The organism is Puniceicoccaceae bacterium (assembly GCA_040224245.1).
Classification (GTDB): Bacteria; Verrucomicrobiota; Verrucomicrobiia; order Opitutales; family JAFGAQ01; genus JAKSBQ01.
The window spans coordinates 16,317-39,241 of sequence record JBEGIR010000002.1 but is presented as its reverse complement, the minus strand read 5'-3'; the positions used below and the strand labels follow the sequence as shown (position 1 = coordinate 39,241).

General features: G+C 53.0%; 16 protein-coding genes. 8 read left to right on the top strand and 8 right to left on the bottom strand.

Annotated features, from left to right (window positions below; all coding sequences use genetic code 11):
• Window positions 1-63 precede the first annotated feature (63 nt).
• The 3 genes from ABQ298_00220 to ABQ298_00210 form a co-directional block, all read right to left on the bottom strand.
• Window positions 64-327 carry a hypothetical protein gene (locus ABQ298_00220; protein ID MEQ9822790.1) on the bottom strand — a complete coding sequence of 88 codons (264 nt, stop codon included), beginning with the start codon at window positions 325-327 and terminating at the stop codon, window positions 64-66.
• Between the two features lie 136 nt (window positions 328-463).
• On the bottom strand, window positions 464-1,414 hold the full coding sequence (locus ABQ298_00215; protein ID MEQ9822789.1) for a hypothetical protein: 951 nt from the start codon (window positions 1,412-1,414) through the stop codon (window positions 464-466).
• 99 nt (window positions 1,415-1,513) lie between these two features.
• A complete protein-coding gene (locus ABQ298_00210) occupies window positions 1,514-1,921 on the bottom strand; it encodes a phosphoribosyl-AMP cyclohydrolase (GenBank protein ID MEQ9822788.1) in 408 nt (135 codons plus the stop codon).
• A 182-nt stretch (window positions 1,922-2,103) separates the two neighbouring features.
• Here ABQ298_00210 and ABQ298_00205 point away from each other — a divergent pair, with 182 nt between their 5' ends.
• A complete protein-coding gene (locus ABQ298_00205) occupies window positions 2,104-3,114 on the top strand; it encodes a DUF4114 domain-containing protein (GenBank protein MEQ9822787.1) in 1,011 nt (336 codons plus the stop codon).
• A 6-nt stretch (window positions 3,115-3,120) separates the two neighbouring features.
• Window positions 3,121-4,461, top strand: coding sequence for a hypothetical protein (locus ABQ298_00200; protein ID MEQ9822786.1), 1,341 nt, complete (start codon window positions 3,121-3,123; stop codon window positions 4,459-4,461).
• 262 nt (window positions 4,462-4,723) lie between these two features.
• On the opposite strand, the gene ABQ298_00195 is transcribed toward ABQ298_00200, so the two are convergent.
• Complete coding sequence (locus ABQ298_00195) at window positions 4,724-5,080, bottom strand: hypothetical protein (GenBank protein ID MEQ9822785.1); 357 nt, start codon at window positions 5,078-5,080, stop codon at window positions 4,724-4,726.
• A gap of 314 nt (window positions 5,081-5,394) precedes the next feature.
• Between ABQ298_00195 and ABQ298_00190 the strand changes: the two genes are divergently transcribed.
• Complete coding sequence (locus ABQ298_00190) at window positions 5,395-7,302, top strand: S8 family serine peptidase (GenBank protein ID MEQ9822784.1); 1,908 nt, start codon at window positions 5,395-5,397, stop codon at window positions 7,300-7,302.
• A gap of 123 nt (window positions 7,303-7,425) precedes the next feature.
• On the opposite strand, the gene ABQ298_00185 is transcribed toward ABQ298_00190, so the two are convergent.
• Both ABQ298_00185 and ABQ298_00180 read right to left on the bottom strand, forming a co-directional pair.
• Window positions 7,426-8,658: a glycosyl hydrolase family 8 gene (locus ABQ298_00185; protein ID MEQ9822783.1), complete on the bottom strand. Its 1,233-nt coding sequence runs from the start codon at window positions 8,656-8,658 to the stop codon at window positions 7,426-7,428.
• Between the two features lie 226 nt (window positions 8,659-8,884).
• On the bottom strand, window positions 8,885-10,390 hold the full coding sequence (locus ABQ298_00180) for an MFS transporter (GenBank protein MEQ9822782.1): 1,506 nt from the start codon (window positions 10,388-10,390) through the stop codon (window positions 8,885-8,887).
• 666 nt (window positions 10,391-11,056) lie between these two features.
• On the opposite strand from ABQ298_00180, the gene ABQ298_00175 reads away from it, so the two are divergent.
• The 4 genes from ABQ298_00175 to ABQ298_00160 all read left to right on the top strand — a co-directional run bounded on the left by ABQ298_00175 (window position 11,057) and on the right by ABQ298_00160 (window position 19,594).
• On the top strand, window positions 11,057-14,515 hold the full coding sequence (locus tag ABQ298_00175; protein ID MEQ9822781.1) for a TonB-dependent receptor plug domain-containing protein: 3,459 nt from the start codon (window positions 11,057-11,059) through the stop codon (window positions 14,513-14,515).
• A gap of 240 nt (window positions 14,516-14,755) precedes the next feature.
• Window positions 14,756-15,802, top strand: a complete 1,047-nt coding sequence (locus tag ABQ298_00170; GenBank protein ID MEQ9822780.1) for a LacI family DNA-binding transcriptional regulator — start codon at window positions 14,756-14,758, stop codon at window positions 15,800-15,802.
• A 51-nt stretch (window positions 15,803-15,853) separates the two neighbouring features.
• Window positions 15,854-17,437, top strand: coding sequence for a glycoside hydrolase family 43 protein (locus tag ABQ298_00165; protein ID MEQ9822779.1), 1,584 nt, complete (start codon window positions 15,854-15,856; stop codon window positions 17,435-17,437).
• Window positions 17,438-17,578: 141 nt separating this feature from the next.
• A complete protein-coding gene (locus tag ABQ298_00160) occupies window positions 17,579-19,594 on the top strand; it encodes a sialate O-acetylesterase (GenBank protein MEQ9822778.1) in 2,016 nt (671 codons plus the stop codon).
• Window positions 19,595-19,997: 403 nt separating this feature from the next.
• On the opposite strand, the gene ABQ298_00155 is transcribed toward ABQ298_00160, so the two are convergent.
• Together ABQ298_00155 and ABQ298_00150 are read right to left on the bottom strand one after the other, a co-directional pair.
• Window positions 19,998-20,762, bottom strand: a complete 765-nt coding sequence (locus ABQ298_00155) for an SDR family oxidoreductase (protein MEQ9822777.1) — start codon at window positions 20,760-20,762, stop codon at window positions 19,998-20,000.
• Between the two features lie 17 nt (window positions 20,763-20,779).
• A complete protein-coding gene (locus ABQ298_00150; GenBank protein ID MEQ9822776.1) occupies window positions 20,780-21,853 on the bottom strand; it encodes a mannonate dehydratase in 1,074 nt (357 codons plus the stop codon).
• A 299-nt stretch (window positions 21,854-22,152) separates the two neighbouring features.
• On the opposite strand from ABQ298_00150, the gene ABQ298_00145 reads away from it, so the two are divergent.
• Window positions 22,153-22,914 carry a GDSL-type esterase/lipase family protein gene (locus ABQ298_00145; protein MEQ9822775.1) on the top strand — a complete coding sequence of 254 codons (762 nt, stop codon included), beginning with the start codon at window positions 22,153-22,155 and terminating at the stop codon, window positions 22,912-22,914.
• Window positions 22,915-22,925: the final 11 nt, after the last annotated feature.

Here is a 22,925-nt window from a genome sequence, read left to right as displayed (position 1 = left end):
GATCAGCTGCGTTGACCGGAATGCGGGAACACCGACCTTATCAGCCAGGGCAAGGATCCATTATCAGTCCTGAGCAGACTCTGCACGGATACGGCGGGCACGCAACTGATCAACCAAAGTGACCCGAAACATCTGCACCACAATCCAGAAGACACCTGCCATTGGCAGAGCGGTGAAGGCAGCCCAGAATTCCACAACACCCTTGCCCTGCATTGGAACAAACGGGCGCATGGCAAAGGCCATGAGAATGAAGAACAGAAGGGTCAACCCCAGATCTATTACATTTGCTACTTTGCCAACCAGTTTTGTGTTTTCCTGAGTTTCCATGATGAATGTGTGTTGCAGTAAATGAAGGGCTTTCCGCTTTTCAAGAGCATTGTGTTCAGAAATCCGAAAATCAATCCGGGGTTTACGGAGGTGGAGCGACCCGAAAATCTATAGAAACGGATGTTGCAGCTCTCTGTTAAAAGCGAATGCCTCCTTCCACTCCGAAAGAAAGGCGCTGGTCATCGGTAGAAGGGAGTTCCACTGAATCCACACCATCACTCAGACTGGGGGCACGCAGATCGCGGCTGCCAACAAATTCAGCGAAAGCGCGAATACTGAATACGTCCTTCCAGTTGTGACGCACCCCAAAGGTTCCCACGAGGGAAGATTCTTCCAGCAGCAATGGTTGATCCATGCGCATGAAGACAGTGCCCTGCAGGTTTTCTACTGCAAAGCTGTCGTCAAAATACTGCAGACTGAGGTCAATTTCCGTTGAGCGATTCAACTCATAAGAGAGGAATGCACCGTTGAGGGTTCGAAGGGTCAGCCGGTCCGTGATATCCCAGTCGAGTCCGATGATCGGCATACTGCGAACGGAACCGAGAAAGTGTTTGTTGGTCAGCATGCCAATGGAAAATTTCAGTTTGGGACTGACCGCAATGCTGGCACCTGTCGTTGCGATGAGGCTGTGACCATTCGTGAGCGTGGCAGTAGTGCCCGACTGAAGGCTGAGTCCGGCTTCCGAAAATGCAGATATGGAATCCGAGAGAGGCGTCTCATAGCGTCCCCTGAGTTCGAAGGTATCAGTCTTGTGGTATGGGGAATGTGCCAGATCATGCAGGTTGCGGATGTTGGCAAGGGAGCGATCCCAATCCGCACTGATTTTCCATTGTGAAGGCAGTTCTGAATCGGACCCCAGCCAGACCCGGGAGCTTTGTGCCATGGGCATGGAGGTGGAGCGCTCAGGTGCATCGGACTGTACTTCTGGCGGGGATAAAATCTCAACGGCAGCGGATTCCCCTTTGTCAGAAGCATCGGGGAAGGTAAAACGCACGGTGGAGGTCTGCGTCTCGGCAGATAGTATCCATCCCGCACTGATCCCGAGTGCCAGCAAGAAGGTTCGCGAACGTGTTCCCCAGAATTTCACTTGGACACAATTTGAACGAAGTTGTTCACAATTTCAATCGCAAAGCGACCTTTGCGAGCATTCTATGCCTCGCATGAAGTAGTGATTTGGGGGATGGCATCAGACAAATTCCAGGCTCATGTCCTCGCGCAGGCGACGGTAGTAGCAGCCATGGCGTGCCACGCCGTTGGCATCTTTGGTATGGCACGAACCCTTGCCCTTGAGGCGCACGCGATAGACGATGGAGTTCTGTTCGCAGTTTACACGCGTTTCGATCAACTCCAGGTAGTCTCCGGAGGTTTTACCCTTGATCCAGAGTTCGTTGCGAGAGGTGCTCCAGAAGGTCGCCATTTTTTCCTTCATTGCGGTTTGCAGTGCCAGTGGATTGACGTAGCCGATGATGAGAACTTCACCCGTATCGACATCCTGTGCTACGGCGGGGATCACATCTTCGCTTCCGGAGGCGATTTTCCTCAGTTTCTTAAAATCGAGATTGAGTTCGGTTCCTTCCTCTAGTTTGTCATTCATGGCTAGTATGGATGAAAGTGGTGAATGGTTGCGGGGCAACCGAAAAGAAGCTGATGAACGTCGACAGGAGGCGATCTGTAAAAATTATTGAAATTTTTTGCAGATTGTCCGATAGTAGCATCATGATGTGCTTTTTTCTTTCTGAGCTAGCCCGCTTACTTAAAGTAGCGAGTGTGACTTGCGTGTCTGGATTTATCCTGACGCTGTCTGCGGACCCCGTGATTCCTACCAGTGTTCTTTACAGTGACGATCCGGGTGCCCCCCGCTATGAAACCCTTCGCGGGATCCTTGGCGATGTATTTGGGGACGACGACCCCAATGCAGGAGCGTTTACGGAAACGGAAGCCCAATACAACCTGGTTTCGGGGAGTGGCCCTCAGGAAGTGACCTTTACTTTTCTCTATGACGGGGGAGGGTATTTGTTTGAATTCGGATTTTTTCACATCACAGACGAGTTGCTGGCGATGCCGACGGATACGGTTGAACAAAAGCAGGCGTGGGCAGTTGAAGCGCTGTCCACTGCTGAAGTTGTGATCGTGGACAAGGATGCAGCTTCGGTTCCGAGTGGTGCAATTCGAGCGCAGCCTGCTGCCAACAACCCCTATTCGAATGAAAGCTGGGAGTACAGTGCACAGCCGACCACTGCGAATACAGCGACCCGGATTCTGGAGGGTGGGAGTCGGCTCGGATTTTTTATCATTCCCGACAATACCTTGTCCAATTTTCTCTATGACTCACAGGATGGGCACTTCAGTCAGTTTGCGATTAACGGAAGTTATTCGGAAAACGATGGAAAAAACTGGCCCCTGTTTTCATTCACCGATGCGAATCCGGGCCTGCAGGCAGGCAATACCGGGAATGTGGGGAATCCACTTGCCGGGGATATTGGAACCAACCCCGATCAAGTGCTGACGTTTGATGGGACGGCCCAGGAGGGCTGGTTTGGCCCGGGAAGTGAGGCAACTCCGGGCACATTGGTCAGTTTTGAAGATCTGTGGCGGCGTCCAAACCCGAGTAACAGTTCGTGGTGGAAAAGCTCAGACAATGACTTTGAAGACCTTGTGTTTTACATTGGAAACGTTCATGGAACACCGGTACCCGAACCTGGCACCGTGGCTGCGGGTGTGTTGTTGACGCTTTCAGTGGGATTGCACCTCTGGCGCCGTCGACGTTCGGTCAATCTGAAATCCTGAGATTCAATGGCTCGACGGTTTTGGGTTCGCCTGGCATGGATCGCCACTTTTGTTGGACTGGTGGTGATTGCCATAGCGTGGTTTGCGGAACCGACCTATGAGCGCATCAAGCGCTATCGTGCACGCAGCATGGTTGCGGACATTGCATCCTACTACGAGAGTGGGGATTGGATGGGATTTGAATCGCGCCTGCTTGCCGCAACGCAACTTGCGCCAGATGATGAGGGGGTGATGTTGGCTCAAGCGCGCTACTTGTCTGCGAGGCAACACCCGCTTGCCATGGATTATTGGATGAAGGTAGTCCAGCGTTTTCCACGTAACGCTGAGGTTTGGGAGGGGATGTTTCTCACCTCGATCCAGAGCAAGGATCACCAGACTGCAGCAGTTGCTTTGGAGGGATTTCGCAGAGCTGCTCCCGACCGCATTGATGAAGTCCGCGAGCACGAAGTGCAGTGGCTCGCTGCGCTTGGCAGAATCCATGAGGCTATCGTGACTGCCCGTGCACATCTGCAAAAAGCACAACCTGGGGATGCCTTTAAGATTGCGGCCTATCTGATGATGCTGGAAGGCAGTGAAGCTGACCGCACCGAGGCGTTGAATTGGTTGTGGAGCCAGGCGGAGGGAAAGAATTCAACATCCCTTGCAGCGCTCGTTGCATTGGCCAAGCTGCGAACTCTCAAACCTGAGGAAAGCCGCAAGCTCGTGCAGCTTTTACAGACCCATCCTGAGGCGCTTCTCGAGCATGGTCATCTGGCGGCGGCGTTGGAGTCGCGCCAGTTGGCAGCGATGGGGGCTGATGCGGACGAACCCTGGCGAACTTTTATCACGGGTAAACCGTTGGAGGCCCGGGTGCAGATTGCCCGTTGGTTGGTTTCGGTGGAAGCGTATGATCAGGCTTCCTTTGCGGTTGCTCCAGAGGAGGCGCTGCTGCAGCGGGATGCGGCTGTGGTGTACCTGGATATCCTTGCCGCCCGGAATCAATGGAACGAGATGGAGGAATTGCTGAGTCACAAGGAACTTCCATTGCTTGCGGTGGTGAGGGAGGCAATGCGTGCCCGTGTTGTAAGAGAACAGGGAGATGTTGCTCAGTTTGAGTTGAGTTGGCGCCGTGCACGCCGAGAAGCTTCCGGGGATCTGAAGGGATTGAGTTTTCTTGCAAACTATGCGGATCAACAAGGATGGAAAGACGAAGCAGAGCAGGTTTGTCGTTCCCTCACGGAAGAGCTAAATGGGGATCTGCGTGGATGGATGGGACTTTACAATCTTGCCGTAAAGCATGGTGACACTGAACTTCAGCTTGAGGCAAAGCGGTCACTGGATTCCCTCTTCAGCATCAACACTGAATAGAGGTCAGCGCGTTTTTAGATCGATGCGCGGTTGTTTGGGCAGTAGATCCTGTGATCCTTCTGTCTTCCAGTATGGAGCATATCTGCTCATTTGCAGAACTGCTGCGGCTTTGGGATATACTTGTTTCTGCAAAAAAATGAGCCGCTGCCGGAGGGCAGCGACTCAAAACATAGTATGGATGGAAATGATAACAGTAGAAATCGTATTTGGTTTTTCGAATAAAACAAGCAAAACTATTTCTTTTGCAGGAACTTGCGTTGGGTCATGAATCCAGATGGATGCGCATTCGGCTGGAATTCACTTCGAACAGGGTATCCGGATCGAGTGTTACGCGTTCAGGAAAGCGAAGGGCGTAATACGCGCGAAAGCGCCGGGAGTCATCCGTGTTCAATATCTGGTTTGCGATTTCGCCAGCATTCGGACGGCGATGCAGTTCTGTATGGAGCAAGTCGATGCAGTGTTCCAGCCAGGTTTTTTGCTGTTGGGCGTAATGACTCAGGTCGTTTGGAAGGTAGGCACTGAAATTCAGCAACTCCTGATGGCTCAGTTCACTGACCCAATGGAGCAGTGATTGGGAATCGTCATGACCGATGCGGACCGGGTTCGGTTTCGGGAGCATGGTTGTAGGGGTTGCATTCATGGGTGAATCTGTGGGTTCCTCTACATCGACGTCGGCTGGCAATGGTTTATTCGATGAGCCAGAATGGAAATGGAATTGACGCCATTTTTACCGATCTGGACTTTGAGAAGCTTTCGGGGTTTTTACGCCATTCTACATTTCGTGGAAATGAAGCACTGAGTGTGAAGTGCCATTGCAATTTCTCATGTAGATTGTAGGATTGAGGAAAAATTTCGGTTGCAGCACAGGTTTGCAGGGGTTGCGGTGTGCTGTGTCCGAAGCAACAACATCAGTCCGTGACCCTGCGAATTGCCATGAAACCAAATGATTTATGGGTTTGCCTGACACTCATTGCGGGTTGCCTGCAACTTCATGCCGAATCGGAAAATTCCCGGATTCCGGTACAGCGTGCTGATGATCTGCCTCGCATTACTTTTCGCAGCGAGCTGATTCCCTCAGAACGACTTGAGGACTCCGACGCGATGTTGGAGTTGGCGCAGGATTTGAAGGTTAAAATCGAATCGATCTTCGAAACCTACGACATTCAAGACAAGACGACACTGAAAGGGTACTGGGCAGACCTTCGCAACGTGGCGGTGCTACAGGGGAATTTCGAGCAGGCACTGCAAATCAATCAGCAAATTCGGGAGATGCAGGAGAAGCCTGCAGAGCGGTTGACCAGTGGTTTGTCAACCGATTCATTGTTTCGGGTGCTGCTGGCGGGTCATGAGCTGGGCACAGCGGCGTTTTCTGAGGCCTATCAGAAGGATTATGAGGCTTCGATTCGGGAACTTCCATGGGAGGTGGTGCAGGATAACATCGAGTCGAGCAAGGGCAGTATGGAAATGTACAGTGCGAACCTCGTTCGCGGACTCGTGAAGGCGCAGATGGATCCGGGAGTAGCCGCGAGTGGTCAGCTGGATTTGAATGCAGCGGCGGCTCTGGTGAATTTAAAATTCATGTTGGATTTCCTGATGCCAGTGAAAAACGACATTGTGCGTGTACTGTCGGACTACATTGCGGATCACCGGGTTGAAAAGCCCAATATTTGGCCCGAACGCAATGTTGATCTGAGTGGAGTCTCAAATTTGCATGAGGTGATTGTGGCGATTTGGGACAGCGGAGTGGATGTGGATATCTTTGAACCACTTGGGCAGGTATGGAAGAATGCAGCTGAAATCCCGGGAGATGGTATTGATAATGACGGCAATGGATGGGTGGATGATGTCCATGGTTTTGCCCATGATCTCAAGAACAAGCGCACCCAGGGTGTGTTGTTTGACCTGCCTGCAGCGGTGCAGGAGCGCTATGGAGATCTGATTCGCATGTCAAAGGGACTCTCTGACGTTCAGGCATCAATCGACAGTGAAGAAGCGAGTGAATTCAAGCAGTACATGTCGACGCTGGAACCGGATGCGATTGAAGCCTTTCTGCTCGACCTTGGCTATTTTGGGAATTTCACACACGGAACACATGTTGCGGGCATTGCAGCAGAAGGAAATCCGGGGATTCGTCTGCTGACAGCACGCATCACCTTTGACCACAAAGTAATCCCCGATGTGCCCACGCTTGAGGATGGGGTGAGGGCGGCACGTGCGATGAAAGAAGCTGTTGCATACATGAAGGAAGCGGGAGTGCGTGTGGTGAACATGAGTTGGGGAGGAACCCAGGCAGGCATTGAATCCGCCTACGAGGCCAATGGGGTGGGCGACGATGGTGAGATGCGAGCGCAGATGGCGCGCATCCTCTATGAAATCTCCTATGATGCGCTGGTCGAAGCAATGGCTTCAGCACCTGGGATTCTGTTTATTCCCGCAGCGGGAAACAGCGACGAAGATGTTGAGTTCAACAAGGTGATTCCGTCGAGCATCGACTTGGATAATGTACTGGTGGTCGGAGCGGTGGACCAGGCTGGTGAGGAAACATCGTTCACCAGCTACGGGAAAAATGTGCGCGTTCATGCCAACGGATTTGAGGTGGACAGTTACCTTCCCGGAGGGCATCGACAGGAGTTTTCGGGAACATCCATGAGTGCACCCAACGTGGCGAATCTTGCGGCAAAGTTGCTGGCTTTGGATCCCTCACTGAGTCCTGCGCAAGTGATTTCCCTGATCACGCTTGGGGCTGAAACCACCGAGGACGGACGTCGTCACCTGATTCACCCCCGCAGGACGATCGAGTTGCTTGCGTTGCGAAACGGGCTTTCCATTGACGGGATTTGAACCCCAGAAGAGGAAAAGTCGCCTTTTCCCCACACTCCGGCAGCGCATGATGTTGCCGGAGTGTGGCGTTGGAATGAATGAATCGACGATCTGCCGTAGCTCTGGAATGCCCGCAGGATGCGGTCAGTGCTGTGGAGGAGTCACTTGAAATCGTCCGCTCACCTGTAGCAAACCCAGAAATGTGATCAACCCGTCGTAGTAGCGCCATTTGCCTTCGGGGAAGGGGGCATCCCAGAGGTATTGTACGAAAGGTTGAGCGAGTTCTGGATCGGATGTGGCAAGTGCGCCTGTAGCGGCCATGGCATAGAGACCCGGAGATGACTCATCGGAAAGTGGGGTTCCATCGAGTGCAAACTGGTTGGGCAGATGGTCGAAGTGCTGCAGAAGGAAAGAGAGCACCCGATCCGTTTGTTTCACCTGCCAGGGATCGGCCTGAAACCATGCCCAGTCGAGGGCGACGTTGGAGAGGGTGCGCCAGGCGTCAAAGCGGAAATCCTTGTGGTTATCGTCGATGCGCGGGGAACCGTCAAAATGGGCATAGTCGGGCATGAGTCCGGTTTCAGGGTGTGCTGCTTTGTGGAAAAACGCACGGCTGACGGCTGCGCACCGCTCCCATATTTCACGATCTGTTGGCGCCCACTGTGCCCAGAGCGTGTAGAATGCAGGAAGGTGATAGGATGGGTCGGTGAACTCTGCGTATTTGCCATGGGGGACGAACACCGGCTGGAGTTCGTCCTTGTGAATGATGCTCTTCAGATAGCCGTCGGGACTCTGTTTGTGCAGCATGTCGTGCAGCAACTGGTCGGCCTGTGACTGATAGTCGAAAATACCCTTGTCATTGCCCCATCGCCCTGCGGCCAGGTAGAGCGCCATGGCAAACCATTCCTCCCCATCCGAGGCGGAGGCTTCGGAGAGCTGATTTCCGTCAAAATCACAATGCCAGGCAAAGTATCCCGCACGTCCACCTTCTCGGTGGTACATGTAGGTTTTTGCCCATTTCCAAAGTGCGTTGAAGGCCTCACGACGGTCCATCATTACCGCGATCATCATGCCATACGACATGCCTTCTGAGCGCACATCCTGGTTTCCAATGTCAGCGATATAGGCCATGTCGTCACCCACTTCAAAATAGAGGCGTTGGGTGTCGGCATCGCCCTCAAAAAAATGCTGCCATGCCGCCTCCAGTTTTTGCTCTACTTCAACTTCGCTGACGCGGAGCATTTGTTGAAAGTAGTCTGGAGTGGGAGGAGGTTGGGTCGCATGGATGTGCAGGTGTAATGCAACGAAAATCAGAGCGCGTGTGGCGATGGTGCGCACGCGCAGCGTACGCAGGGTATGTGGAGCAGGGAAGGGCATGATGGATTTGGTTTAGGGTTTGATCAGTCGTGCGGTGTCGGAATTTGGGCGATCCGGATGCCGCAGAAATCGGTTTGGGCTGGCGAGTTGCAGGGCCTTTTTCGCAGCGAGTCAGTTCCTGTAGAGCATACAAAAAAGGTTTCCCCTGTCAGGTGCATGTTTTTGCATGAACAGGGGAAACCAGTGAAAGATGGTAAACGGGTGTAGAGTATTGCCCGAAGCAGCGTCAACTGGTGACTTCGTCTCCGGTCTTGAAATGTTTTCTCCGTTCAGCCAGCTCGTTGGCAATGCGATAGTTGAACTCCTTGGTGATGGGATAGAAGATCATGATCACAACGGCGAAGAGGATGAACAGGGCTGGGTAGGCGGTTGATGTGTGGAGGAATCCACGAATCGCGGATTCGGAAATCTGGCTACCACCTTCGTAGCCGTAGAACGACAGCAGCATGCCCTGAACGAATCCACCCACGCCCAGTCCAAATTTGAGTGCGAAGACTACGCCGGCAAAGGCAAATGCGGTTGAGCGACGTCCCGTCTGCCACTCCGAATAGTCAGCGGTATCGGCAATCATGGACCAGAGTAGTGGAATAGAGGGTCCGTAGCAGGCACCCCAAAGCAGGCCCTGGAAGAAGATCATGCCACTGTTGTCAGCGGGGATGAACATGAGCCAGAACGTGCACAGCGAAGTGGCGATCAAGCTTGTGATGAACACCGCTTTTTTACCAAAGCGGATGGAGAGCGGTTTTGAGAGCATGACGCCGATGAGCATGGTGCCTGTACCAACCATGTTGATGAAGGCGTAGGTGACGGATGGCACATTGCTGTGGTCCTGCTGAACAAGAAGTCCAAACGTATCGAGGACCTTTTGACCCAGGGTCAGAGAGGTTCCCTCGAGCGGCATGACCAGATTGAATTGCTGGAGGAAGCTGAACATCGCAGCCTGGTCGACGCAGTATTCCATGAAAAAAGCGAGCGAACCACCGCGCACGACCAGCATGATGAAAATGCTCAGGGTGGCCGCAAAAAGAATGACCCAGGGGCGGTTTTTGAAGAGGTCCTTGATGTCCTGCTTGACGGAGTTGACCTGCTCAGGGTCTGGCTCCACGCGCTCACGGGTGGAGAGGAAGGTGACAATGAACAATCCTATCATCAGCAGGGCATAGATCCCCATCGTCATGGACCATCCCTTGACATCGTCACCCTGACCCAGTTTGTCGACCAACGGAAGCGTGAAACCCGTTACCACGAAGGTGGCAGCGGTGGTTGCTACGAAGCGATAGGTATTCAGACTGGTGCGTTCGTCCACATCTCCGGTCATTACCCCACCCAGTGCACAATAGGGCACATTGTTGATCGTGTAGAGCAACATGAGAAGGAAATACATGACATAGGCATAGAGCGTCTGCATGCCGGGTTCGAATCCGGGAGAGGTGAACGTCATCCAGAAAATGCCGGCAAACGGAAGAACGGACCAGACCAGCCAGGGGCGAAAGCGTCCCCATCGCGTCTTGGTGCGATCAGCGAGCACTCCCATCATGGGGTCGGTGATCGCATCAAAAAAGCGTCCGACCAGAAAGAGGGTACCAGCAGCTGCGGGCGTGATGCCCATGATTTTGGTGAAAAAGAAAAACTGGTAGGCCATGAGCACCTGGAAGACCAGATTGGCTCCGGCATCACCGAGGCTGTAGCCAGCTTTTTCGCCGAAGGATAGTTTTTGGGTGTAGCGTGCCATAGATTTATGAGTTCAGGGATTGGTTCATCAGGATCTGAAATCGAATCCGGGAAATCTGCCGAAAACGGCTGAAATTCTGAGCGGAAACACCGGAGTGGTGCTTCGGGATGGATTTCAAATGTACAGGTCTCAGGGGCAGTATGACTGTCTCATCAATGTGTGGAGCTGGATTTTCTGTCAATTTAATTAATCGTTTTATTTTTCGCTTGAAAAACAACGCGAAGGGGTTAGCTGTTATGTCAGATCCCAGGCATTTTCTTAACCCGATTGTACCCTAATTGAACCAAACCCTGATGCCATTTTGTTTGCGCTGATCACCTAAATTTCCCTGTATACCCAGTTGCCCTTTGGGTTTAAGACCCGATGGATGGGAATGCAGAAAGGTGTGAGCAGCAAAATGAATTCTGATTGTTTTGAATTTTAACCAGACAACCCTATGTATAACCCTTGATGGTGGTGCAGTGTTTTTGGCGCTGCCCAGGCATCGGGATTTTTTTCGCAATGCCACTTCTCCCTCTGGGACAGGGGGCTTGCATGAAACCCTAGAAAACTAACCCACAAACCTGAAAACGGCTGTGGGTCCGGATTTGCGACAGTCGATGCTGTGTAAATACGAACCTTGGGCATTTTGCCCTACAGCGGCTTTCGGGAGGGGTGTGTAACCCAATGAAAAAAAATAAACTGAAACTACACAGATGGCCTTATGGCTTCCTGATCTGTACCCTGGCAACAGGGGTGGTAGCACAGTCGACGGATGAGTTGGACGAAGATGTCTATACGCTCACTCCGTTCGAAGTGACAACTGACGAAAACGTTGGCTATCTCGCAACCACCTCACTGGCAGGTACACGACTGAAAACAGAACTTCGCGATGTGGGATCTGCCATATCGGTGGTGACTGCAGAGTTTCTCCAGGACACTGGAGCCGTAAACAATGAATCCCTCCTGATGTACACCACCAGTGGTGAAGTCGGCGGTATCATTGGTAACTATGCTGGTGTCGGTGATGGACAGACCCTGTCCGAGGACAGTCGTTTTACGAATCCTTCCACCAACACCCGTGTGCGTGGTCTCGCTGCTGCAGATAATACCCGCAACTACTTCCTGACCAACATTCCCTGGGATGGATACAATGTGGAACGTGTGGATATGCAGCGCGGCCCCAACTCGATCCTCTTTGGATTGGGCAGTCCTGCCGGTATCATCAACAATACACTCGACAGCGCCAACTTCATCAACAGTGGCAAGGTTGAGGCTCGCATTGGTCAGCATGGTTCCGGACGTCTCTCGTTCAACATCAACCGCAGCGTGATTGATGATGAACTGGGTGTTCGCATTGCAGGTCTGACCGAGCGTGAGAAATACCAGCAGGATGGCGCGTTTGAGGACGATGACCGTCTCTTTCTTGCCCTGCGCTACGAGCCAGCCTTCCTCAAGAAGGATGGCATGTTGACGTCGATTCGCTTTAACATTGAGCGAGGTGATATCACACGCAACAACCCGCGCATGCTGCCTCCGATCGACAAGATCACTCCCTGGTTTACGCACATGAACAAGGAGACGTTCAATCCGATCTATACGCAGGATAACTATACGATGCTTCCCGGACGTGGTGCACGTCGTCCGACCTATGAGAACGGTGACATCAATCCTTACTACAACCCGTGGGTAGGCAACTTCGCTCAGGTGTTTGGCGGTGCTCTGGCGATCTTCTCCGAGCGCAACCAGACTGAACCTACGCGTTACTACCAGACGGAAATCCGCACCCAGGGTGGTACGGGACCGAACGGTGCTCCGGATCCGGCAATCTCGCTGCCCTATCAGCGTCCGAACGGTATCAAGGGATACAAGGACTATGCGAAGGATGCAGGACTCGTGTTCAGTGAATTCGGTCAGTACAAGGACATTCACCTTACCGATCCGACGATCTTCAACTTCTATGACAAGCTGATTGATGGTCCGAATAAGGAAGCTTACCAGGAATGGGATGCCTACAATGTCAGCCTGACTCAGACCTTCTTCAACAACAAGTTGGGTGTCGAAGCCGTATTTGACAGCCAAAGCTATGAGGACGGGCAGTTCAGCATGCTCGCCGGTGAGCGTTATTCGATCTACCTCGATATTGACGAAATCTATGCGAACGGTGAACCCAATCCGAATGTGGGGCGTCCCTTCGTGAGTGATTCCGCTCAGTTCGGTAACGGTATGAGCAAGACGGATCGCGAATCCTTCCGTGTGACGGCATTTGCCGACATCGATGTTCGGGATTTCATTCAGGAGCAAAACCTTCTGACCCGTATCCTCGGACGTCACGTGCTGACGGCCTTCGCAAATCGCGACACGATTGAGCGTGAGAACCGTGGATGGCAGCGCTATGGTACCGATGAGGCCTACGGGCAGCGCATTGGTGTCAGCAACATTGACGACAACTGGCGTGCCGTGAACACGGTGACGTATTTGGGACCTTCTCTTGCAGACCGCTCGTCTGCATCGGGAGCGAACATTCCGGCGATCACCGCTCGCCAGATTCCGACTGACGGCATGATTCTGCGTTTTGATCCGACCTGGAATGCTCCGGACGTGGATCCCACTGCCGAGTACATTCCGACTTATCGTGAGAGCGATCCAACGACTCAGGCTTCCAACCCTTCCAACTATGTGGGCTGGGTACAGCAGCCGCTCGGCATTGTGCGTGCAGCGGACAGCCAGGCGGCACGTGACTCGCTGACCACCAGTGCGGATCTGACCAAGGATGAAATTGAGTCCACCGCATTTGTCATGCAGTCCTACTTCTGGGATGGTGCGATCGTGGGAACCTACGGTTACCGTGAGGACACTGCCAAGGCCTGGAGCTATCAGGCACCGCGCGTCAATGGACGTAGTGTGCTGACCGATTTTGCCCTTCCCTCGGAAGCGCAGAACGAAGTCAAGGGCAACACAACCAGCTGGAGTGCCGTTGTTCACGTGGATGAGCTGCTTCCGGAAGGCATGCTGCCCTTTGGCCTGAGCTTTTTCTACAATGAATCGGAAAACTTCCAGCCTGCGGCAGGACGCTCTGACATTTATGGCACACCGCTGCCAGCACCAAACGGAACCACTGAAGACCTCGGTATTTTGCTTTCCACCAAGGACGGCAAGTATTCGATGAAGATCAACTGGTATGAGACACGCGTGAACCTCGCATCGAGCAATGCGATTGCTGCGTATTCCTGGTTCCTCGGAACGGGTGTGGCCTGGGGTTACAACTGGGCGACCATCTACCAGTATGAAGAAGGTGAAGACTGGCGCATCAACTATCAGCCCTGGACCGGACAGACTCCGGAAGAAGCGGCTGCTCTGGAAGCTGAGGCTATTGCGGCCTGGTACGCCAATCAACCCGTACAGAAGTTCCTGGATGCCTGGAACTTCCAGTTCGATGGTGAAAACACCACGCAACGTGCACCGTCCGGTTTCACTGCGACGGAAGATACCCTCTCCAAGGGTATTGAAATCGAGTTCACTGCGAATCCGACTTCCAACTGGCGCATCACCGCCAACATTGCGAAGCAGGAGTCCAGCCGCTCGAACGTGGGTGGAGACACGCTCAACGAGTTCATCCAAGAGCGCACCAATACCTACGCGAACACGGCTGCCGGTGACTTGCGCATCTGGTGGGGTGGTTCAACCGAAACCACCGAGTGGCAGTGGAATGCCAACTTCATGTCCAACTACGCACTGGTTCAGCTGCTCGAAGGCACTGCTGTTCCCGAACTGCGTGAGTGGCGTGCAAACATCATCACCAACTACAACTTCTCGGACGGCGTATTGGCTGGTCTGAATGTGGGTGGTGCGTATCGCTGGCAGGACAAGGTGGTCATCGGTTACCCGCTCATCGAAGTCGGTGGTGCAACGACCTATGACCTGGCCAACCCGGTTTATGGTCCGGAAGAAGGCGACATCGACCTCTGGGTCGGTTACAGTCGTCCGATCACGGACAAGATCGACTGGCGCATCCAGCTCAACGTTCGCAACGTTGGTAATGGAGACGATCTGATCCCCATCACCACGCAGCCCGATGGCAGCTGGGCAGGGGTTCGCATCGCTCCCGCACAGCTCTGGACCCTCACCAATACCTTCACCTTCTAAGGTTGGTGTGAGAGACATTTGGATCACACAGCGTGTGGTCTTGCAAAAAAGGGAAGCCGAGTGGCTTCCCTTTTTTGCATTTTGTTGCTCATTGTCGGAGAGAAGAGTGAAGGATTCGTGAAATGTAACTTGTTCGATTTCAGTAATTAATCGTTCTATATTTTGCTTGAAAAGGGGGTCTTGAGACTTCAATGATAGCGATGCTATTTGCCCTGTTCTGCCTGAATTATCTCTTCTATTGTGCATCTCCCCCAGAAAAGAGCGACGATCAAAGACATTGCCAGGGTGGCAGGTGTGAGCACTGCCACGGTATCCCAGGCACTTCGACCCAGTGCCAACTCAAACATCAAACTGCAGGATGAGACCATCGAACGCGTCAAGGCAGTGGCGCAGGAGTTGAACTATCGTCCACATTCGGGTGCTCGATCCATTCGTTCCAAGCAGTTTGGCACGCTTGGGTATTTTGTGGCAAAAAACGGGCTTTTTACCCACACTCCGGCAGGCTATATGGCTGGTGTGCACGATGCAGCAGAGGAGAATCACTACCGCATCACCCTGATTCGCCTGCCTCACAATGTGGATGACCTTTCGCTTTCCCTGCCTTCGGTATTTAATGAACACAATCTGGATGCTCTGGTGATCGAAAGTTACAGCGAACTGTCGGATCGCATCCACGGAGCGTTGCAGAATTCTGATTTTCCGGTGGTCTACCTGAACGACAAGCACGAAAACAATTCGGTGTATGTCGACGATGTGGAGGGGGCGCGTATGCTGGTGCGCTACCTGACTGGAAAAGGGTATCGCAAGATTGCGTTTGTCCTGCGGCGCAACGAGGGCTTTACGGGAGACATTGCTCAGATGCACCACAGTGCGCTGGACCGCATGGTGGGGTTTCAGGAAGAAATGAAGGCTCAGGGGCTGGAACCCGATGTGGTGGAACTGGAAAAGGATGTAGTGGGGCTTGATGTTGATCTGCGGGATGATGAATGGACGTTGCTGGAACCCTATGAGGCGATCATCGTCTACGATGATGATCTCGCCAACCTGATCGGGCGATATGCATATCGAAAGGGGATTCGCATGCCGGAGGACATTGCGCTTGCAAGTTTTAACGGAGATTATGGTTCACTCTGTGCATGGCAGCGACTGACCACTGTGAAATTGCCGAGTTATGAAATGGGCCGCAAAGCGACGGAGATGGCATTGGAGCTGTTGCTTCGCGGCAAGCCGGATGCGGTACCATCGGTTGTTTTTCAACCTGAACTTTTACAGGGAGAAACTGCGTGACATTGTTCCTGAAATCAATTAAACGTTTTATTCAATCTCGTTATTACCGGCATGAACATGATTCAAAACCCCGTCTTGAGAGGGTTCAACCCTGACCCATCCATCCTGCGGGTGGGTGACGACTATTATATTGCCTGTTCGACCTTTGAGTGGTTTCCAGGTGTTCAAATTCATCACTCCCGTGATCTGGTGAACTGGGAGCTGATCAAACGCCCGCTCGAGCGCAGGAGTCAACTGGACATGCTGGGCAACCCGGATTCGGGGGGCATCTGGGCACCGTGCCTGACATACCATGACGGTCTGTTCTACCTGATTTATACGGACACCAAATACTGGCTGCGCGAACCCTACAAAATTGCCTACAACTATCTGGTAACCGCACCCGATATCATGGGACCGTGGTCAGAACCCGTGTATTTGAACTCCAGTGGGTTTGACCCTTCGCTCTACCACGATGATGACGGACGCAAGTGGTTGCTCAACATGGTTTGGGACCACCGGCACCAGAACAATCGCTTCTCGGGAATCCTGCTTCAGGAATACGATGCGAAGCAGCAGAAACTGGTCGGCCCAGTTAAGAACATTTTCAAAGGGACGGATCGTGCCCTCGTGGAAGGACCTCACATTTACAAGCGCAACGGATATTACTATCTGGTGACTGCTGAAGGCGGTACGCAGTATGAGCACGCGGTTACGGTCGCGCGTTCGCGCAACATTGACGGACCCTATGAGGTTCATCCTGACAAGCATCTGGTAACCTCCTGGGGACACCGGGATATTGCCTTGCAGAAGGCTGGACATGGCTCGCTGGTGGAGACCCAGCAGGGTGAATGGTATTTGGCCCACCTGTGTGGACGCCCGGTGGACGGCGTGCACTGCATACGCGGACGCGAAACGGCGCTGCAGAAGTGCGAGTGGCGCGAGGATGACTGGATTTACCTCAGCCACGGCACGAACCAGCCCATCGTCGAGGTGGAAAGACCAGCGGGCATCAAGCTTCAACCTTCTGGCAAGCAGCCTTGGAATGGGCTGTTTGATTCCCCGGATCTGGACATTCACTTTCAAAGTCTGCGGCAGCCGATTACGCAGGAGTGGCTCAGCCTGACGGAACGTCCCGGATATCTGCGCTTGAAGGGTGCGGAACCCACCGTGAGTCTGTTTCGTCAAAGCTTGATTGCAAGGCGCGTACAGTCACTCGATATCGAAGTGAAAACCGTGGTGGAATTCCAACCGGAGAGTTTTCAGCAGATGGCGGGATTGATTGCATATTACGATACCGAAAATCACTATTACCTGCGCATCAGTCATGATGAAAAACTGGGACGCAATCTGAACATCCTGCGAACGGATGCTGCGAAGAGCGGTGAATTGCTGCCTGAGGATGTCAGTATCGCAGATGAGGGAGCGGTCGAGCTGAAGTTGACGCTCAAGGGCGCTGACCTTCAGTTTTATTACCGTGTAGCGGGGAGTGACTGGAAAGGCATCGGACCTGTGCTCAACGCTGCAATCCTTTCCGACGACTACCACAATCTTGGGTTCACGGGTGCCTTTGTGGGCCTGTGTTGCCAGGATATTACGGGTTGTCGTAAACCCGCTGATTTTGCATCCTTTCATTACGTGCAGCATCAGGACTGATTCCTTGGGTTTGTTCCTTGTTGCTTGAGCCTGGTGCTGATGCCTGAGGACGCAAACCTTGACCGATTTGGCCCTTGTCCATAAGTGGATAGGGGCTTTCCGGTTTCATACATCACTATTCAATTACCCACAATTATTCGGATGAAAGCCCTTCGTTTACTCCTGACCCTATCCCTACTTTCGATTGCCTTCACCTTGCAGGCATCGTTGCAGCTTCCCCGCCTTTTTCAGGACGGCATGGTGCTTCAGCGCGGAGATCATACCCAGATTTGGGGATGGAGTGATGCAGGGGAGCGGATTGAGGTTTTGTTTCTCGGCACAACCTATTTCGCCACTGCGGATGCCCAGGGCAACTGGTCGTTGCAGTTTGCAACGCTCGAAGCAGGAGGCCCTCACCAACTGGTCATTCGTACACAGGATGAAGAGCGTGTGATGGAGGATGTGTATGTGGGGGACGTGTGGTTGGCTTCGGGGCAATCGAACATGGAACTGACAATGGAGCGCGTCAAATACCGTTTTCCCGAGATTGTAGCAGATAGCGACTTGCCCCTGATTCGTCAGTTTGAGGTTCCAGATCGCTACGATTTTAAGAGTCCGAAAAGCGATCTTGAAAATGGCTCTTGGGTTGCGGCCGATCCGCAGTCCGTGCTTCGGTTTTCGGCAGTTGGGTATTTTTTCGCACGTGAGATTCATCATTCCGAAGGAGTTCCGATTGGATTGATCAATGCCGCACTCGGAGGGTCTCCGGTTCAGAGCTGGATGAGTGAGGATGCGTTACAGGCGTTTCCGGAGGAATTGGCTGAAGGAAAGCGCTGGGCGGATGATGGACTTATTGAAGAAACCGAGCAGCGGGAGCGTGCAGCAAGCAATGCTTGGTATGCTGAGCTGTTTGACCGGGATCCCGGGGTTGTCAATGGCAACGAGTTTCTTTGGGCTGATCCTGCAACGGATACGTCGGATTGGACACTCATTGAGTTGCCGGGAAGTTTTACCCAGGCAGGGCTGGAGGCAGGACCGGGTGTGATCTGGTTGAAAAAAACCTTTGAGTTGACCAGCGCTCAGGCTGCGATGCCCGCGCAACTCTGGATCGGTCGCATCGTTGATGCGGACAAGGCCTTTCTGAACGGAAGTTTTGTAGGTGAGGTGACGTATCAGTATCCACCGCGAATTTATGATGTTCCCGATGGCTTGTTGCGCGAGGGAACCAATACCCTGATCGTGCGCGTGGTTGTCAACGGACGTGAGGGCAAGTTTTTCACGGATAAACCGTATCACCTCAAGCTGAATGGAGAGCCAGCGATTTCGCTCGAGGGAGAGTGGTTGGCAAAGCAGATTCGCATGGATGAAACTGCACCGGGAACAACTTTTGTTCGTTGGAAACCGATGGGATTGTTCAATGGCAAAATTGCACCGCTCACCCGTTTTGCCATTAAGGGGGCCATTTGGTATCAAGGGGAGTCCAACACAAGCCGTCCTGAAAAGTATCAGCAGATGTTTGAAACCATGGTGATGGACTGGCGAAGCAAATGGGTCGGCAATGTTGAGTTTCCCTTTCTCTCTGTGCAATTGGCAAATTTGGGAGAACCGGACATACAGCCAGGAGGAAGTGATTCTACTCTGATTGACCGAGGGCTTCACACGGAACGGGTGTCCCATGCGCAGCAGGGCGAAAACGGATGGTCACTGGTTCGTGAGCAGCAGTCGGCTGCGACACGGCTGCCCAATTCCGCGATCGCGGTGATTTACGATGTCGGTGAATGGAATGACATTCATCCGCTCGACAAGCAGACAGTGGGACACCGTCTGGCACTTGCGGCGAAAGCCATCGCCTACGGACACGATGAAGTAATCTACAAGGGGCCGCAATTTGTGGAGGCTGCTGTTTCCGGTGACGAAGTTCGCGTTCACTTTTCAGATGTGGGTGAGGGACTGCGAACTCGTGACGATGCTGTGTTGGGAGGGTTTGTGATTGCCGGTGCCGACAAAGTGTTCCACTGGGCAGAAGCAGAAATTGAAGGAAAATCGACCGTGGTTCTGCGAAGTGAAGCCGTCGAAATGCCAGTCTACGTGCGTTACGCCTGGTCGCAGAATCCAGCCAGTGCAAACCTTGTGAACAGCGAAGGACTGCCAGCAGATGCCTTCCGCACCGACCGCTAATCGGGTGGGCCAGTATTGCGACGCTGCCTTAGTTGAACGACTGCAGTGCGCTGATCCCGCAACGTGATTCAGGGCAATGGGGCTTTTCGCCATGAAATGCAGCGCTGTGCGATGCTGAGCATCGCTGAAGCATTGCAACGCATTTGAGAAAAAGAGAAGCGGGCATTTCAAGACCCCATAATGAAATGCCCGCTTTTGGGTGACACCTCTGCTGATTGAGGTGCAAAAGATGCGCAATGGATGTAGGAAGAAAGGATGGAACGAGAAGCGGATAGCCCCGGGTTCCAAAGAACAGATTTATTGATAGCAGAAAATCCTAGAAAATAAAACGTTTAATTAATCGAGAAACTCAACTTTTTTCATTAAGTATCTGATGGATTTCAGATTTGTGAATGCGACAGGATCAAAATCCGATGCTGATTCCACCATCCACGGGAAGGGTCACGCCCGTGAGAAAGGAAGCTGCTTCGGAGCAAAGGTAGACGGCTGCCCAGCCGATGTCATCGGGTTTTCCAAATGCAGCCATTGGGGTGCGAGAGAGGATTTTTTGTTTTCGTGCGGGATCCCCGTCCATCGCCTTTTTCGACATTTCGGTTTCGATCCACCCGGGAGCGATTGCGTTGACGCGAATACCATGGGGTGAGAGTTCAGTGGCGAGTGTGCGCACGACACCGATCATTCCGGATTTGGCAGCACTGTAGGCAATCACTTGAGGAATTCCAAAAAGAGAAGCCATCGAAGCGGTGAAAAGGATGGAACCGGTGCCGCGTTCCATCATTCTGGGCGCCAGTGCCTTGACCAGGGCGTGTGCACCGAGAATGTGGGTATTGAGCACCGCCTGAAATTCTTCAATGCTCGTGTCCACAGCAAATTTCTTCACGTGGATGCCCGCGTTGTTGACCAGGCAGGTGAGGGGACCTGCCTCCTGTTCGGCCTTTTCGATCAGATCCTCGGCCTGGTCGAGTTGGGTGATGTCGTGAACGATGAAATGGCTGCCCGCTCCGAGTGCTTTGCATTGTTCCTGCAGCTGTGCTTCCCGCCTTCCGACAAGGATGACCTGGGCACCCGCCTGGTGCATGCATCGCGCCATGGCGGCTCCGATGCCTGAACCGCCACCCGTGATGAGTGCGGTTTGTCCGGAAAGGGAAAAGACGTTGGGTGCAGTCATGATAGGGGTAAGTTGAATCAGGATGGAATATCGAGTGCTTTGAAAGCGGCTTTCATGAAACCCATGGCATAGGCCATGCCCGCATGCCAGGGGGCATCGCAGGAGAGTTGAGGGGTGTGGTCTGGAATCAGCACGCCCTGGTAGTTGTGTTTTTTCAGAATCTGCAGTACCCGGAGCATGTCAACATCACCATCATCGACAAAGGTTTCCTTGTAGGTGGGCACCTTTCCGCGCACATTGCGAAAGTGTACATAGCCCAATGCATTCTGGGCAGCATAGGTATCAACCACGTCATAGATGTCCCCCTCAGTCATTTCTGCGAGCGAACCAATGCAAAATTCCAGCTTGTTGGAAGGGCTGGGTTTGAGATCGAGCAGTTTCTGGTAGAGACGCGGTTGATAGACCAGACGGGGTTGACCGCGCATGAATGGGGTAGGTGGATCATCGGGGTGAGCCGCGAGCACTACTCCATTGGCTTCGGCAACTGGCAGTATCTCATCGAGAAACCGCTGAAGCCGGTCCCACAGTTGTTCATGAGTTGCGGGCGGAATCGGAGCATCGGGAACATCCGGTTCGACAACCATGTTCCATGCCATGCCTTGGGTCATGGGAAGATCATAATTTCCTTCCATGCCCACTGATACCGCACCTCCACGTGCATATGCACCACTCACGCGACCGGCGACTCCTGCGATGCTGAAATTGTAACCGAATACAGGAATACCTGCAGCTCCGACATTGGCGATGAGGGTTTTGACATTTTGGATGTGCTGGTCGCGTTTGGGGCCGTCGAGCAAGATATCATACCAGTGAGCCGGATCGAAATTTTCAATGGCTTCGAGTGTGAGTCCATGTTTCTCGACGGACTGTCGCAGAGCGCGCAGTTCATCGATGGACCAGAGCTGGTGTGGATCCCCTGCCAATCCCCAACCTCGATCAGTTCCAGTGGGTTGATCATCCTTACCGCTGTGCTGACCTCCGCGGAAGTAGTCGACAAGATGGGCGACGATATGAGTGGCGCCTGCCTGGCGAGCGAAGCTGAAATTCGCGTCGTTGAGCATGTGCCGATAGAGTCCTAAGCCTAATTTCATACGAAGTTGGGAACAGCCATTACAGGGTCAAAATGCAGCACCAGGCAAGGGTTTTACGATCTGGTAAGCGTGCTTTTCGAAAGCAGATGATCATGGGTGCGATAAAACGTTTAATCAAGTGTGAATACAACTCATCGATGCAGGAAACCTGCTGATACAGACGACGGCTAGGAACGTATGCTGTGGGGACCACATTCACCTGCGACGACCCTTTCTTTTCCATTGCCTCTCTGTCAATGGATGAGAACATAAGACCAGAGACGGGATGCATGCCGTCTGCAACACACATGTTTCATTTTATGAAGAATCCACCGCGCTTGTTTGCATGTGCAGTTCTCGGACTGCTGGCCCCCGTATTAACCCTTCTGGCTTCACCGCTTGAGCAACCACTGGCAGTTACGCCTGCGCCGCGACTGGTTTCCCACAGTTGGATGTCCTTGGCAACTTGGTATCGTATGCACGCGGATCAGGTTGAGCAGGCGGAAAAAGGTGACGCTAAAGTTGTGTTTGTCGGGGATTCCATCACCGAAGGTTGGCATTGGGGGGAAGGTGCGCTCTGGAAAGAGCACTTTGAACCGATGCAGAGTCTGAACCTGGGCATTGGTGGGGACATGACGCAAAACGTGCTTTGGCGTTTGCAGCATGGCGCAGCGACGAATCTGGATCCGGACTATGTCATTTGCCTCATCGGCACGAATAATTTTGGACACACGGACGAAGGCCCTGAAGCGGTAGCTGAAGGGGTATTTGAAGTGGTGCGTCTGCTGCAGGAGAAATTCTCGAACGCGCAGATTGCGTGCTACGGGGTGTTTCCCCGTTCGGAATTTTCGGATCACCCGGACCGGGCGAAAATCCGCGAACTCAATGCCCGTGTTTCGGAAGTGGACAACTGGGAACGCGTCACTTTTCTGGACATCGGAGAGCAATTCCTGGATGCTCAGGGAAGCATTCCGTCATCACTGATGCCGGATTTTTTGCACCTCAGTCCTGAAGGATACGCTATCTGGGCGGAATCCATTCTGGACTGGATGGCCTCGTTCGACACGCTGCCCCGTCGTTGAAGGCAGTCGAA

Excerpts from the sequence above, each read along its gene's own strand:
- ABQ298_00160 (MEQ9822778.1), top strand. The coding sequence starts at position 17,579 with ATGAAAGCCCTTCGTTTACTCCTGACCCTATCCCTACTTTCGATTGCC.
- ABQ298_00195 (MEQ9822785.1), bottom strand. The coding sequence starts at position 5,080 with ATGCTCCCGAAACCGAACCCGGTCCGCATCGGTCATGACGATTCCCAA.
- ABQ298_00200 (MEQ9822786.1), top strand. The coding sequence starts at position 3,121 with ATGGCTCGACGGTTTTGGGTTCGCCTGGCATGGATCGCCACTTTTGTT.
- ABQ298_00165 (MEQ9822779.1), top strand. The coding sequence starts at position 15,854 with ATGAACATGATTCAAAACCCCGTCTTGAGAGGGTTCAACCCTGACCCA.
- ABQ298_00220 (MEQ9822790.1), bottom strand. The coding sequence starts at position 327 with ATGGAAACTCAGGAAAACACAAAACTGGTTGGCAAAGTAGCAAATGTA.
- ABQ298_00210 (MEQ9822788.1), bottom strand. The coding sequence starts at position 1,921 with ATGAATGACAAACTAGAGGAAGGAACCGAACTCAATCTCGATTTTAAG.
- ABQ298_00155 (MEQ9822777.1), bottom strand. The coding sequence starts at position 20,762 with ATGACTGCACCCAACGTCTTTTCCCTTTCCGGACAAACCGCACTCATC.
- ABQ298_00145 (MEQ9822775.1), top strand. The coding sequence starts at position 22,153 with ATGAAGAATCCACCGCGCTTGTTTGCATGTGCAGTTCTCGGACTGCTG.
- ABQ298_00185 (MEQ9822783.1), bottom strand. The coding sequence starts at position 8,658 with ATGCCCTTCCCTGCTCCACATACCCTGCGTACGCTGCGCGTGCGCACC.
- ABQ298_00180 (MEQ9822782.1), bottom strand. The coding sequence starts at position 10,390 with ATGGCACGCTACACCCAAAAACTATCCTTCGGCGAAAAAGCTGGCTAC.
- ABQ298_00190 (MEQ9822784.1), top strand. The coding sequence starts at position 5,395 with ATGAAACCAAATGATTTATGGGTTTGCCTGACACTCATTGCGGGTTGC.
- ABQ298_00150 (MEQ9822776.1), bottom strand. The coding sequence starts at position 21,853 with ATGAAATTAGGCTTAGGACTCTATCGGCACATGCTCAACGACGCGAAT.
- ABQ298_00175 (MEQ9822781.1), top strand. The coding sequence starts at position 11,057 with ATGAAAAAAAATAAACTGAAACTACACAGATGGCCTTATGGCTTCCTG.